Origin of the sequence: Bifidobacterium polysaccharolyticum, assembly GCF_016101585.1 — a bacterium.
Lineage (GTDB): Bacteria > Actinomycetota > Actinomycetes > Actinomycetales > Bifidobacteriaceae > Bombiscardovia > Bombiscardovia polysaccharolytica.
This window is the reverse complement of the sequence record NZ_JACFQG010000001.1, coordinates 631,107-645,479: the sequence shown is the minus strand read 5'-3', so window position 1 is coordinate 645,479 and position 14,373 is coordinate 631,107. Positions and strand designations below refer to the sequence as shown.

The 14,373-nt window shown below is 55.4% G+C and carries 12 protein-coding genes; 6 read left to right on the top strand and 6 right to left on the bottom strand.

Annotated elements, in window-relative coordinates:
- The first annotated feature begins 4 nt into the window (after positions 1 to 4).
- From recO to H3T90_RS02590, 4 genes are all read left to right on the top strand, one after another.
- The gene (gene recO, locus H3T90_RS02605) at positions 5 to 727 is read left to right on the top strand and encodes a DNA repair protein RecO (protein WP_198229487.1); all 723 of its coding nucleotides are present in this window, start codon (positions 5 to 7) and stop codon (positions 725 to 727) included.
- 3 nt (positions 728 to 730) lie between these two features.
- Positions 731 to 1,525, top strand: a complete 795-nt coding sequence (locus H3T90_RS02600; RefSeq protein ID WP_046322639.1) for an isoprenyl transferase — start codon at positions 731 to 733, stop codon at positions 1,523 to 1,525.
- Positions 1,526 to 1,690: 165 nt separating this feature from the next.
- A complete protein-coding gene (locus tag H3T90_RS02595; RefSeq protein WP_198229486.1) occupies positions 1,691 to 3,121 on the top strand; it encodes an amidohydrolase in 1,431 nt (476 codons plus the stop codon).
- Positions 3,122 to 3,209: 88 nt separating this feature from the next.
- Positions 3,210 to 4,406, top strand: a complete 1,197-nt coding sequence (locus tag H3T90_RS02590; protein WP_198229485.1) for an MFS transporter — start codon at positions 3,210 to 3,212, stop codon at positions 4,404 to 4,406.
- A 361-nt stretch (positions 4,407 to 4,767) separates the two neighbouring features.
- Here the strand turns inward: H3T90_RS02590 and H3T90_RS02585 are convergent, their stop codons facing one another.
- The 6 genes from H3T90_RS02585 to H3T90_RS02560 form a co-directional block, all read right to left on the bottom strand.
- On the bottom strand, positions 4,768 to 6,312 hold the full coding sequence (locus H3T90_RS02585) for a glycoside hydrolase family 32 protein (protein WP_198229484.1): 1,545 nt from the start codon (positions 6,310 to 6,312) through the stop codon (positions 4,768 to 4,770).
- A 53-nt stretch (positions 6,313 to 6,365) separates the two neighbouring features.
- The gene (locus H3T90_RS02580; RefSeq protein ID WP_198229483.1) at positions 6,366 to 7,298 is read right to left on the bottom strand and encodes a carbohydrate ABC transporter permease; all 933 of its coding nucleotides are present in this window, start codon (positions 7,296 to 7,298) and stop codon (positions 6,366 to 6,368) included.
- A gap of 29 nt (positions 7,299 to 7,327) precedes the next feature.
- Positions 7,328 to 8,278: a carbohydrate ABC transporter permease gene (locus H3T90_RS02575; RefSeq protein ID WP_198229482.1), complete on the bottom strand. Its 951-nt coding sequence runs from the start codon at positions 8,276 to 8,278 to the stop codon at positions 7,328 to 7,330.
- Between the two features lie 10 nt (positions 8,279 to 8,288).
- On the bottom strand, positions 8,289 to 9,614 hold the full coding sequence (locus H3T90_RS02570; RefSeq protein ID WP_198229481.1) for an ABC transporter substrate-binding protein: 1,326 nt from the start codon (positions 9,612 to 9,614) through the stop codon (positions 8,289 to 8,291).
- A 338-nt stretch (positions 9,615 to 9,952) separates the two neighbouring features.
- Positions 9,953 to 11,008 carry a LacI family DNA-binding transcriptional regulator gene (locus tag H3T90_RS02565; protein ID WP_198229480.1) on the bottom strand — a complete coding sequence of 352 codons (1,056 nt, stop codon included), beginning with the start codon at positions 11,006 to 11,008 and terminating at the stop codon, positions 9,953 to 9,955.
- An 89-nt stretch (positions 11,009 to 11,097) separates the two neighbouring features.
- Complete coding sequence (locus H3T90_RS02560) at positions 11,098 to 11,430, bottom strand: MTH1187 family thiamine-binding protein (protein WP_198229479.1); 333 nt, start codon at positions 11,428 to 11,430, stop codon at positions 11,098 to 11,100.
- Between the two features lie 198 nt (positions 11,431 to 11,628).
- Between H3T90_RS02560 and H3T90_RS02555 the strand changes: the two genes are divergently transcribed.
- Together H3T90_RS02555 and dusB are read left to right on the top strand one after the other, a co-directional pair.
- Positions 11,629 to 13,146, top strand: coding sequence for a glycine--tRNA ligase (locus tag H3T90_RS02555; protein ID WP_198229478.1), 1,518 nt, complete (start codon positions 11,629 to 11,631; stop codon positions 13,144 to 13,146).
- Entirely contained in the window at positions 13,133 to 14,311 is a 1,179-nt protein-coding gene (gene dusB / locus H3T90_RS02550) for a tRNA dihydrouridine synthase DusB (protein WP_198229477.1), read from the top strand. The genes H3T90_RS02555 and dusB overlap by 14 nt, the downstream gene beginning before the upstream one ends.
- Positions 14,312 to 14,373 lie beyond the last annotated feature (62 nt).

Genomic DNA, 14,373 nt, shown 5'->3' with positions numbered 1-14,373 from the left:
CGTCGTGGCCATCTATCGTGACGAGGGTCTGGTCCTCAGAACGGTCAAACTGGGCGAGGCCGACCGGATCGTGACCATTCTGACCAGGGGGCACGGCAAGGTCAGGACCGTTGCCAAGGGGGTGCGACGGACCAAGTCCCGCTTCGGCGCTCGTCTGGAGCCCTTCATGCGTGACGATCTGCTCATCTCCCGCGGCCGCAACCTGGACATCGTCTCCCAGGCCGTCTGCACAGCCGCCTATGCGGATGCCATATGCGCTGACTATGACCTCTACGCCAACGGGGGCGTCATGCTTGAGACCGCCGACAAACTGGTGGTGGGCGAGCATGAGCCGGCCCCGGAGCAATACCGTCTGCTGGTCTCCGCCCTGGCCAGCCTGGCAGGTCACCGGCATGGACCCCGTGACATCGGTGCCTCCTATCTGCTGCGCTCCCTGGCGCTGGCGGGGTGGCGGCCCCGGCTGGATTCCTGCATCGTCTGCGGCCGTACCGACCAGCTGACCCACTTTTCTGTGCCCGGCGGCGGGGTGGTCTGCAGTCGGGACAGGCCTACTGACGCCGTGGCGGTGGATCCTGCCACCCTGGCCCGTTTCCGGGCGCTGAGCAGCGGGGATTGGTCCAAGCTGGACGGCAAAGGCTCCACCCCCCTGTGCGACGGTCTTGTTGAGAAATGGGGCGAATATTACCTGGAGCGGCCCATCAGGTCCCTTAGGCTATTAGATTCTTGAAGCATGAGCTTTGACCCCGTCGACTACACCTCCCTAGATGTGCCTGCAGCCCCATTCTCCGACCCCGCGCGTATTCCGCAATTCCCCGAGGGCTCAGTCCCGCGGCACCTTGGTGTGATCATGGACGGCAATGGCCGCTGGGCCAAGCAGAGGGGTATGGAGCGTACCCAGGGTCATCGGGCCGCCGAGCCTGTGGTCTTCGACACCATAGCCGGGGCCATCGAGGCCGGGGTCCGATATCTGAGTCTGTATACCTTCTCCACGGAGAATTGGAAGCGCTCGCCGGCCGAGGTGCATTTCCTGATGGGTTTCTCCCGGGACATCATCCATCGGCGTGTGGCCCAGATGGACGACTGGGGAGTGCGCGTGCGCTGGGCGGGCCGTCGCCCTCGGCTTTGGAAGTCAGTCATCGACGAGCTGGAGGCGGCCATGGAGCGTACCCGCCACAACACCAGGATCGATGTGATCTTCTGCATCAATTACGGGGGCCGGGCTGAGCTGGCCGACGCAGCCACCGACATCGCCCGGGAGGTGGCGGCCGGGCGAATCAAGGGCTCCAAGGTGACGGAAAAGATGATCGCCCAGCATCTCTACAACCCCGACATACCGGACTGCGACCTGGTCCTGCGCACCTCGGGGGAGCAGCGCACCTCCAACTTCCTGCCCTGGCAGGCGGCCTATGCGGAGCTGGATTTCGTGCCCGAGCTCTTCCCCGACTGCGGGCGCGAGGTGCTCTGGCGGGCCATCGACGATTACATCCATAGGGACAGGCGCTTCGGAGGCGTGGAGAATGCCTGAGAAAACAAGGCATCTCAATTTGTGAAGTTAGCCATAGTCGTCCAAATTTACATGTCTGAACACTCTCGTAATGCCCTTGAAAGGTAGTCTGTGTCATATCGCAGCGGAGCATGACATATCCGCTGTGGCGATTAGGGCAGCAAACGAAGCGAAGGAGTGACAGGCGTGGACGACAAGCAACGCATCATGCAGATCATCGAGGACAAGTCACAGGAGTTCATCGATGCCGCCGACCATATTTGGGGTACCCCCGAGACCAGATTTGCCGTCAAGGAGTCGGTCCAGCAGCATTACAAGGTGCTGGAGCAGGAGGGCTTCGACATCGAAAAGGGCGTGGGCCATATGGACTATGCCTACGTGGCGACCTGGGGCTCGGGCCGTCCGGTGATCGGCATCACCGGTGAATACGACGCCCTGGGGGGTCTCAGCCAGGTGGCTGATTTGGGCGAGCACAAGCCCCTGGTCGAAGGCGGCAACGGGCAAGGCTGCGGTCACAACATTCTGGGTATGGCAGCCGTCGCGGCCGGAGTCGGGATCAAGACCTTCATGGAGGAGAAGGGGCTCAAGGGGACCATCAAGGTCTTCGGCTGCCCGGCTGAGGAGTCGGGTTACGGCAAGGCCTTCATGGCCAGGGACGGAGTTTTCGACGGGCTGGATCTGGCCCTGTCCTGGCACCCCTCGGATGTGACCCAGGCCTGGGGCTCCTCCAGCCTGGCAGTCCTGCAGGCTTACTTCGACTTCACCGGCGTGCCGGCCCACGCGGCTGCGGCCCCAGAGCTGGGCCGGAGCGCCTTGGATGCCGCGGAGCTGATGAACGTGGGCGTGCAGTTCCTGCGTGAGCACATGATCGATGAGGCCCGCGTGCACTACGCTTTCATCGACGCAGGCGGCGAGTCGGCCAATGTGGTGCAGTCCCATGCCCGGCTCTATTATTTCGTGCGCGCTCCCAGGATGGATCAGGCTCAGGATCTGTTCAAGCGTGTGGAGAAGATCGCCCAGGGTGCGGCCCTGATGACCGAGACCCAGGTCAAGGAAGAGTTCGACGCGGCCTGCTACAACTTCATCCCCAATCATCCGCTGACCGAGGCCATAGACAGGAACCTGGACGTCGTCGGCCCCCTGCCCTTGGACCAGCAGGAGCTGGACTACGAGCGCCGCTACACGGACACGGTCCCCGAGGCCGGTAAGCAGCGTGTGCTCAGCCGTACCAAGGCCGCCTTCCCTGAGCTTCCGGATGAGGAAATCAGGAAGATGGCCGAGTCCACCATGGCCCTGAAGAAGTATCCGCTGGCCTTCACCGATACGGCATCGGGGTCCACCGATGTCGGCGATGTCAGCTGGCAGACGCCCACCGCCCAGTTCAGCGGCGGCTTCGAACCCCAGGGCACCTCACCACACTCCTGGCAATGGGCGGCCAACGGCAAGTCCTCGGTGGCCCACAAGGGTCTGCTGGCTGCGGGCAAGACCCTGGCTCTGACCGCTTACGATGCGTTTACCGACCCGGATCTGGTCAAGGCCGCCAAGGAAGATTTCGACAAGACCTTCGCCGGTCAGGACTACAAGGTCGTCATTCCTGACGATGTGATGCCCCACTGATCTACTGTTCGGCTGCCGCCTGGCCCTGTGACCCCTTCTGATCACATCGCCTGGCGGCGACCGACTTCGACTGAAGGATGACAGACCAATGCCAATCAAGCAATCCTCGAAAACGGCGAGCGGAACGCTGATCTTCTCCCTGATGGCCGGTTACTCGATCGTGTACATGGACAAGAACATGATCTCGACCGCCATCATCCCCATCTCTGAGCAGTTCCACCTCGACTCGGGGCAGACAGGCATCATCATGTCGGCCTTCTTCCTGGGTTACTCGCTCATGCAGATACCCAGCGGCTGGCTGGCCGACCGGCTTGGGGCCAAGCGTGTGCTGATGGCCTCAATGATCATCATTGGTCTGTTCAGCTACCTGTTCGGCCTGGCCAATGGTCTGGCCTTCTTCATCATCGTCAGATTCTTCGCTGGCATGGGCCACGGCGGCTATCCGCCCTCCTGCTCCAAGTCGATTGCGGAGAACTTCCCCCAGGAACGGCGCACCTTCGTACAGTCCCTCATCCTGTCGACCTCCGGCATCGGCGGCATTCTGGCCTTCGTTCTGGGAGCCAATCTGGTTGCGATCAACTGGCATCTGGCCTACGCCGTGCTGGGCACCCTCTATCTGCTGGCCTTTGTCTGCATCCTGATCTTCGTACCCTCCAAGCCTCGCCAGCCTGAGGTTGACCAGGAGCCCGGAGCCAAGGGGGCAGGGTTCCTCGAGGTACTGAAGAATCGGAACGTGCTGGTCCTTTTCGTGGCCATGCTCCTGCTCAATATTCTCCTGTACGGCAATATTTCCTGGATGCCCACCTTCATCAAAAACACCTTCGGGCTCTCGATCGGGCAGGCAGGCATCCTGCTGGCGGTCAATGCGGTATTCACGACCGTCGCCACCATCTATGCCGGTCAGCTGCTCTCGAAGCTCTTCCTGGGCAGGGAGAAGGTGGCCATCCTGGGCGCCGGGGTGATCAGCGCCGTCCTGGTCGTATGCTTTGTCTTCTCGCGCAACATCTGGCTCTCCCTCCTGCTGCTGATCCTGGTTTCCTGCGTCTCTGTGGTGGCCTTCACCGGCATCTTCACCTGGCCACACAAGATCATGGACCCGCACATCATCGGCTCCGCCATAGGCATCATCAACACCGGCGGCACCTTGGGCGGATTCCTGGCTCCCATGATCATCGGCTACCTGGTCAAGGCAGCCGGCGGCTCCTTCGTTGGAGCCTTCCTCTTCATGGGTGCGGCAGCCATTGTCTCGGGGCTGATGGCTCTGCTGGTTAAGGTCGGCAAATAAAGCCGAAGCCGGATCGACTGAAAACGGTATTCAAAAGGAAACCGTTTCTGCAAGGCATGGGTTTAACAAGATGTGCACGGGTTGACTTCCTTTCTGTCTCGTTGAAAGTGAAATGGAGTCAACCCATGTCACTGTTAGTTAGTTCAGGCGGCTAGCCAGCAGATTGGCCGTGTCAAGAGTTGGTTATGAAGTGTCAGGATGGATGCCCTTCAGATAACTACACAACTCCTGGACTGCCAACTCCATCCTTGTCATTCCTATTTCTAGATCATTGCCAGCTGTCGTCGTATGAGACCTTGCCAGTCCATCGAGAATCATTGAGATTGAAATCGGCGACTCTGTAAGGCTGAACCACCTTTCATTAACCAGCTAGACCATTGTCGCGGAGAGTAAAAACTTGACACTGGGTTATAACCATGTTGCCCCCCGAGCTGGTCAAAATTAGACTTCTTGGACCTTCGTTGGGGAAGCTGTAAGAGGACAAGACTGCCTCGCCTTGATTGGCATAAACCTCAATGGAACCTCTGTCCACATAGACACGTAGGCTCAGCTCATTTTCCACTGCATCGAGTTCGACAATCCTGCTACTCCTGTCGCCGTTACCCCCCCTAGACCTGTCAAGGATAAGCTGATGAGTTTCTTTATCGTAGGTCAGTAAAACATAAGACCCATCGGCAGTCGCATGGATCTTCAGGCCTGCTTGGTGGAAACTAGAGGTTTCGAGGTCTATTTCCATGATGATCTCACCTGCTTGTAAGTCTTCGCAGAGTGTGATTTCCGGTTCAGGCTGTACCAACAGTGAGCCCGCTTGGAGTTCATTCTCTCGAAGTTCTGCCATTTCGGACACAGGCAGAGTGCATACATTACCTTTTGAATCTAGTCTGACCTCCCGTGGGATGGTTAATTGTCCGTTCCATCCATCTTCAATCGTTGGCATGGAGGAAGAATCAGGTTTCATCCACCCGTACATAATTCGCCGTCCATCCGGAGCCATAAAGGACTGGGGGGCGTAAAAATTGTGTCCGTGATCCCACTTTCTTAGGCTTGTCTTGGATTGGAATCCGGTTTCAGGACTGAAGTCACCTACCATGTAGCCAGCGACCACATTGGTTTCTGCATCGGGGTCTTGTGGATCACGCCTCATCTCCGATAAGCAGAGCACCCAGACGGTATCACCTTTTGCATTCTTCAGAGGAAAGAGGTCTGGACATTCCACCATGAAGACATCAGGATTCTTATCTTCAAAGATGACTTTGAGGAAAGTCCATGAAATCATGTCCCTGGAGGAGTAGAGCCATATCTGCCCCTTCTGCTGAGCTGTTCCGACACCGTGGATCATATACCAGATCCCGTCTTGTTTCCAGACTTTGGGGTCGCGAAAATCATCCATTCGTTGGTTTTGAGGTGGGGCAATAATCCGTCCCAGTTTTTCAAAGTGTACAGCATTTGGATCCAGCGCTCGGGCCATCATTTGCACTTGGGTCTGCCCAGCTCGGCTGTTATTTGGATCCAACCACCGTTGACCGGTGTAGTAGACGCAGAGATTACCGTTATCATCCACAACAGCCGAACCGGAAAAGACTCCATCTTTGTCATCACCCTCACCTGGGGCAAGGGCCACACGTTCTCTTCGCCAAGTCACCATGTCAGAAGAGGAGACATGACCCCAGTACATAGGTCCCCAGACAGGTTCGTATGGATTGAGCTGATAGAAGACGTGCCAGCGACCATGATAGTAGCTCAGTCCGTTGGGATCGTTAATCCAGCCGCTCTGGGAAGCGATGTGGAAAAGGGGGTACCATCGGTCACGGCGACTGACCCTACCCCTTCTCAGATGTTGCTCTGCTCTGTTTATAGCTTTTTCGGAATCATCTGGGCAGGTGCGGTCGAGGCTGTCTGTCTTCATATTTCTTTCTCCTAGTTTGATTCTTTCTGAACTGAGCGGGTTTTAGGCGAGTATCACCCCTTGACGCCTGTAGCTGCGATCGAGGAGACAAATTGCCGTTGGAATATGACGAAGACAGCAATGATTGGGAGTGTAATCAGTGAACTGTAGGCCATTATTTGTCCCCAAGAAGTGGTCATTTGTTGAAAATACTGCACGCCAATCATAACTGGACGGTTATTTTCAGACTGGACTACCATAAGTGGCCATAAATACTGGTTCCACATAGGTAGGAAGCTGAGGATGACGACAGTAGCCGTTGCTGGACCTGATAGGGGCATGACTATTCGAGAGTAGATACGGAACCACCCAGCGCCGTCCACCTTGGCGGCTTCATCCAAATCCTTGGGAATAGTCTCGAAGTACTGCATGTAAAGATACACTGAGAAAGCGTTGGCAATGAACGGGATGATTTGAATGGTCAGTGTATCCATCCATCCTCTTGTGAAGTACAACCCAAACTGGTCGATTGCTGGCCTCGGCAACTGGTTGATCCACCATAGTAGGGGAATAGCGTAAGTCTCGAAGGGGACCATCAAGGTAGCCAGTATAAAAGTAAAAATAATTTTCTTAAATCTAATATTTAGACGTTGAATGGCGAAGGCAGCCATAGAGTTAACCAAGACTCCCAAGACCACGGTGACTAATGTAATAAAAACAGAGTTCAGTAAAAACCTACCAGCAGGCACTCTTGTGAAAACCTGTGCGTAGTTATCTAGTGAGACATTACCAGTTGGCAGGAAGGCTTTAACGGAACTCAAATCAGCCATTATTTCATCATCAGGCTTGAATGAGGATACGACCATGAAAATAAGAGGAAAGGCGAAGAGGCAGGCAAATAAGATTCTGACCAGCCAACCGCCGATCGATAGCCGATTACGCCGGTACTTCTCTTTAATTGTCTTGTCTTCATGGACAGAGATTGATGATGCAGTGCCGATTGTCATGATATATACCTTTTTCTATCGCTTAATGCTCAATTCGAATGGGTAATCCGACGCTGAACGGCCGTGATGGCCATGATGATCAGGAAGAAGACAAGGGTGATGGCTGATGCGTACCCCATTTCCTGTTGCTGGAACCCGGACCGGACGGCTTCGAACACAACGGTTGTGGTCGAATCTCTGGGCCCTCCCTGAGTCATAACGTTGATTTGGGTGAAGAGGCTAAGCGCAGCTATTGTGATGGTGATTAGGATCATATTTCTGGTGGATCGCAATCCTGGCCAGGTTACATTGGTAAATTGATGCCATGCATCGCATCCGTCCAGTTCAGCAGCTTCGTAAAGCTCTGCAGATATGGTTTGCAGGCCAGAAAGCCAGATCAGCATGTGTTGACCAACAGCTTGCCAAATGGACATAACGATAATAGCGCCAAGGGCCGTTTGAGGGTTATTCAGCCAGTCCACGGCTGTCCAGTGATGGAAGGTCAGTTTTTCAAGCACCTGGTTCAGCATTCCGTCATTTTGGTAAATGAACATCCAGAGTAGGGAGACTACCACCATGGAAGTGACCACGGGCAAGAAATAGACGGTCCTGAAGAAGACGGAGCTACGTACTTTTTTATTAATAAGTACAGCTAAAAATAAACCTAAGCCGGCCTGAACCGGGACCACAACAACCGCGAAAATAGCCACATTCAGAAGAGCTCGCCAGAATGTCGGGTCAGAGAAGAGCCTGGTGAAGTTGTTTAATCCGATGAATCTGGTTGGATTTGGGCTAATGGTTCTTGCATTGGTAAAAGATAAGACAAAGGCAAGAGCCACGGGAATTCCAATAAAAAGAACCAAAAGTATACAGGCCGGAGCTAGCATAAGCCAGCCGGCGCGGTTCTCGTGAATGACCTCAGCTGATTTATTATTGGGAGTCAATGCTGTATCCCCATCTGCTGGTTGTCGGATGATAGTGGTCTGAATTGAACTAGACATAGCTGTGTTCTCATTTCTTGATATATCCGTCTGCACCCTTAATGTTTCCGTCAATGTGGTTGACGGCCTTATTGAGGCCTGATGCGGCATCTGAGCCGTTCATGATGTCACCAATGGTCTTGCGAAACTCTGTAGATATGAAGTTGTAAGCAGGTGTTTCCGGTCGCATCTTTACGTACTTACTCGAGATCTTGGTGAAGATCTGCATGCTGCCGCCCGGCTCGAACTCAGGGATAAGATTCTGCGCACCAACTGTGGCAGGAATGTTCATGCCGGCTTTGGCCATTCGGGCTATATACTTGTCTTTGAGGGAGAAACGGATGTAGCTCATCGCGGCCTCTTTGTTATTACAGGTTGGAGTCATACCTACGGTCCATGAACCACCACCGGCTACAGACCCGTGACCGAAGTCTGCCATAGGCATGGCCACGATATCGTCGGAATCCTTTGCGTACTTTTGGACGGTAGACATGGTCCAGATACCTCCGTAGAGAAGACCAGACTTCTTGTTGACGAAATCAAGAGCGGTGTCGGATCCTCCCTTTGAGTTGATATAACCGTGTTCTACGAGCGAACGCATCCAATTGGCGAACTCGATGGCCTCTGGGCCATTTAGAACCCCCTGGGAGGTTTGATAGTCCTTTCTGTTGACCAGGTCTCCACCGAAAGACTGCAGAATTGGGGCGTAAGCATAGGCATACCATTCGGTTTTGTTATCAGCTGTCCCCATTTCGAAAGGATAGGCCCAATGGCCGCTGGCCTTCATTTTGGCCAAGGCATCGTCCATTTCGGCCTTCGTCCATGGTCTATCGACTGTGGCCACTCGGATGCCCAGATCCTTGAGGACCGACTTTCTTGCGAAGAGTGCCGTGGTGGCATCGAAATAGCCGACAGTGTAGATTTGCTTATTCCAAGTACCTTTGGCAGACCCGATTAACTGATTGGTGCGTTTGAGTAAGGCTTTGTCAGTTAGAGGTGCCAGAATGTTAGCCCAACCCCAGTATGGTGTATTGGGCTGGTCCACGTCGACCAGACAGGGTAGGTTTCCTGCCGTTGAAGCTGAGATAACTGAATCATTGTATGAGCTCTGGGGAAAAGACTGGATTTTGACGGTACCCTTCCTATCCGGGGAAGAGTTGTAATCTGCCACGATGTCTTCCACGGTCGAAAGTTCTGCCTCCGAGCCGGCAGTGTGGGTCCAGAGCGTGATTTCGTTGCCCTGCATCTTTGCTTCTTGTCTAGCGGCTTCGCCGCAACCAGATAATGACACCATGCCAGATAGAGCTACTATTCCTGCGATAAGTCGGATCAATGATCTTTTTTTGTTCATTCTCATGGTCACTCCTTCCGGGTCTCCTTCGACGGTGACTTTGCTGTATGTCTACTGAACAATGGAATGAGGATGGTGATTCTGCCTTAAAAGGACCAGCCAGACTCCATTGGTTGCTGCTCAACTTTCAGTTATTGGTACTTAACGCATTTAAACAGTATAGCGTCAATCGATATACGTCAAACGATTGACGCTACATATGGCAGCTTGTAGCTAGACAGGTGTCGTAAAGAAGAAAGGGCAATTAGCGTGCACCTGTTTTAGAAGGAAACGCAGTGAGGTCAACGACTCTAAAAGCAGAAAAGCAATGAGTTAAACATGCAAAGAAGAATCAAAAAATGATTTTAATCGGTTTCTCCTCCTACCAGGGATTCTTTATAAATCAGGGGGCAGTGGATTTTGGCCGGATAGGGGCCTCCAAGAGGAGGCAATGAGGCAAGTGTTTCGGGCATATCATTCATATTGATATGTTCATGACGAATATTGGAAACTAGTTGAGACACCGCCCAGTATCCCATCTCATAATGTGGCAGTGCGACCGTGCTGAGACGGGGAGTCATAGTCTGTGCCAGGACAAGGTGATTATCCACCCCCACCACGGATATGTCCCTACCTACCGTAAGTCCGCGACGAGCAGCGCTTTCATACACATACCAAGCCCTTGCATCGTTAAAACAGAAGAACCCATCTGGATGTTCATCGTCAAAGAGTCTCTCAACGTCTCTTAAAGCTCTCTCGTTATCGCCCACCTTGATCATCATGGAATCCAGGATTGGTATGCCGGCATCCTTTAGCGCCTGTCGATATCCGCGGCTGCGTTCCCTTTGAGCAATGAGTGGATCCTGACAGCCAATATAGGCAATTCTTTTGGCTCCTGCGCGAATCAAGGCATTGGTAGCGTCAACGCCAATTAAGTATTCGTCGGGTTCCACACTAGGGCTAACTCCGTCGGCATCCGTGGCATCAACAAGTACGATTGGACTTCCCCGTAGATAGTCGGGGATAGTAGTAACTCTGTTGTACATTTTGGCGTAAAGAAATCCGTCGACCCCATAGCGTCTCAGCGCTGCAACATCTTCTTCCTCCTCAGCTGCTCCTTTGGCATTAACTGTCAGCATGATGTAGCCCGATGCCCTGGCAGCGTCCTGAGCGCCTTGAATAATTCCACCCGCAAAGGGCGTAGTAGCTACATCCTCACTTATGAACCCCAAAAGGCCAGTCTTGGATGTGCGTAACGAACGTGCTAACGGATTAGGCTGGTATCCCAGTCGTTCGGCAGTTTGGCGTATCTGCTTGGCCTTTGCTGGCTTGATACGACCATGGTCGCGATTATTAAGAACTAGGGAAACCGATGATACGGACACGCCTAGTTCTTTAGCAATCTGCTTCATCGTGGTCATAGATGCATCATATATGCTGGTTGCCCGCGGTTACATTTATCCTTAGACATATAATTTCAAAAAATGCATACATGATGCTCAATTCCGTCTCATTGAAGAATTTTATCGATCAGCTCTACTTTCTGGTGAATTTGAGATCGTTTGCCTTGGCGGATGTCCAACTTCAGACTGACTTCAGTTCGGTAGCCTTGTTCAGCCAGAGCTCTGGTGGCTTTCTCGACGATTTGCATTACTTCGCTCAGATCGCCCTCAATTACCGTGCTCATGGCGTTGGTTTCGTTGGACAATCCTGAATCCCGTATGACCTTGATAGCCTGAGCTACATAGGTTGAGAGCTCTTCGCCCAGGCCGATAGGAGCGATAGTGACCGAAGCCACTGTGTTGAGATATGCAGAATCCTGTGAATTTTGTGCCTGAACCATATCCGAAGCCTTTCGTTGATTGAGATGAAACATCTCCTAAATCGCGCACTCATCCCATCCGCAATAAATAAAATCGTAGGCTTGGGGTCTGACGGATCTTTTCTTCCGATTGATGTTCGGTCATAAGTCAACGGTATGCTTAGTCCAGTCGTTGGTCCGTATGAACTATACGGCAATCCCCAATAGAAGGTGTGATCAGTGGCAGTATCGAAACTGGATGAGGTCATCTCCCTGGCCAAGCGCCGAGGGTTCGTCTTTCCCGCAGGGGAGATCTATGGCGGGACGCGCTCGGCCTGGGACTATGGTCCGTTGGGCGTGGCCCTCAAGGACAACATCAAGCGTGAGTGGTGGCGGACCATGGTGGTCACCCGCGACGACGTGGTTGGCGTGGACACCTCGGTCATCCTGCCCACGGCGGTCTGGGAGGCCTCGGGCCATGTCTCCGTTTTCAACGATCCCCTGATCGAATGCCTGAACTGCCACAAGCGGCACCGGGCCGACACCCTGGAAGAGGCCTACGTCGAGAAGCACGGCCATGATCCGGAAAACGGCCTCAAGGACATCCTTTGCCCGGACTGCGGCACCAAGGGCCAATGGACCGAGCCGCGAGACTTCAACATGATGCTGCAAACCCATCTGGGGCCAGTCCAGGACGAGAAGAGCCTGCACTACCTGCGTCCCGAGACTGCCCAGGGCATTTTCGTGGACTTTAAGTCCGTCATGGCTTCCTCCCGCTCCAAGCCCCCCTTCGGCATCGCCAACATGGGTAAGAGCTTCCGCAATGAGATAACGCCGGGCAATTTCATTTTCCGCACCCGTGAGTTCGAGCAAATGGAGATGGAGTTCTTCGTGCATCCCGGCACCGACGAGGAATGGCATCAGTACTGGATCGATGCCAGGACCCGTTGGTACGTGGACCTGGGTGTCAAGCCGGAGAACCTGCGGCACTATGAGCACCCCAAGGAGAAGCTGGCCCACTACTCGAAGCGGACCGTGGACATCGAGTACCGGTTTGGCTTCCAGGGTTCCGAGTGGGGCGAGCTGGAGGGCGTGGCCAACCGCACCGACTACGACCTCAAGGCCCATGCCGAGCACTCGGGCGAGGATCTGAGCTACTTCGACCAGGCCAGCGGGGAGCGTTACATCCCCTATGTGATTGAGCCTGCGGCCGGTCTGACGCGCTCGCTGATGGCCTTCCTGGTGGATGCCTATGACGTGGACGAGGCTCCCAACACCAGGGGCGGGGTCGACCGGCGCACCGTGCTGCGTCTGGATCCGAGGCTAGCCCCGGTCAAGGCCGCCGTCCTGCCCCTGTCCAAGAAGCCAGATCTGCAGCGGATCGCCCATGACCTGGCCGCCGACCTGCGCCAGAACGAGTGGATGGTGGACTATGACGAATCCGGCGCTATCGGCCGCCGCTACCGTCGTCAGGACGAAATCGGCACGCCCCTGTGCATCACCGTGGACTTCGATACCCTTGACGACAAGGCGGTTACCATCCGCAACCGCGACTCCATGCAGCAGGACCGAGTGGCCTTGGACCAGGTGGAGAACTACGTGCGTCGGGTCGTCGGCGAACAGCGGGTGCGCTATCCCATGGGCCCCTCCGACCTGACCGGCGCGCGTGCCGCCGACGGCTACACGGACCTGGCCAGCGAGCCGGGCACGGACGAGAGCGAACCCATCAAGGTGGCCGAGGCCGGTGGCCGGTACTGAGACTGATCGCCCGACCCAGAAGATTGCTCCGGTGCAGCTGGGCACTATAACCGTGCCTGTGCCGGTCATGCTTTCGCCCATGGCGGGCGTGACCAACTGGCCTTTCCGTTTGCTCTGCCGGGAGTATGGATCCGACGGACTGTATGTGGGGGAGATGGTTACGGCTCGGGCCCTTGTGGCGCGCAACCCCAAGGCCTTCCGGCTGTGTCGCTTCGCTCCTCAAGAGAAGGTGCGCTCCTTGCAGTTGTACGGGGTGGACCCTCAAATCATGGAGCAGGCCACCAGAATGGTGGTTGATGCGGGCTGGGTCGACCATATCGACATGAACTTCGGTTGCCCAGTCCCCAAGGTCACCAGACATGGCGGCGGATCCGCCCTTCCCTGGAAGACCGACCTCTTCACCGAACTGGTTCATCGAGTGGTCGCTGTCTGCTCGCCTGCCGGAATCCCCGTCACTGCAAAGATCCGGGTGGGCATCGACCACCAGCACGAGACCTTCTTGGAAGCGGCTCACATCGCCCAGGAAGAGGGGTGCGCCGCCGTAACTTTGCATGCCAGAACCACGGCTGAATACTATGGCGGCCATGCCGACTGGGATCGGATCGCTCAGCTGGTCCAGTCCGTCGACATCCCTGTCTTCGGCAACGGCGACATCTGGACAGCCGAGGATGCCCTGGACATGTTCGCCCAGACCGGTTGCGCAGGCGTGGCCATCGGCCGGGGCTGCCAGGGCCGTCCCTGGCTCTTCGCCGACATCGCTGCGGCCCTGGCCGGCTCGCCGGAACGGCAGGAACCCACCCTGGGTCAGGTCGGGGCCATCATGGCCCGCCATGCCCGGCTCCTGGTCGAGTTCTACGACGGCGACGAGCGCATGGCCGTCCATGATATGCGCAAGCACGTGGCATGGTACCTCAAGGGTTTCGCCGTGGGGGGACAGGTGCGCCGCGACTTCATGGCATGCGAGAACCTGGAGGATCTGGATCGCTGCATCGCCGACCTGGACCAGGACATGCCCTATCCGCGTGCCGTGGCCGGCAAGCCCCGGGGCCGGGTCCGCTATGCCAAGAAGGTTCGCCTGCCCTATGGCTGGCTGGATTCGCGGACTACCACCCATCAGGAGCGCGAAACGCTCTTTGGCAATGATCCCATGGACGCCTCCTACTGAAGCCGGAAATATCCCTCTCGCCAAGCATGTGCATCCGGGTCTAGAATCAGGGTTTAGAATAC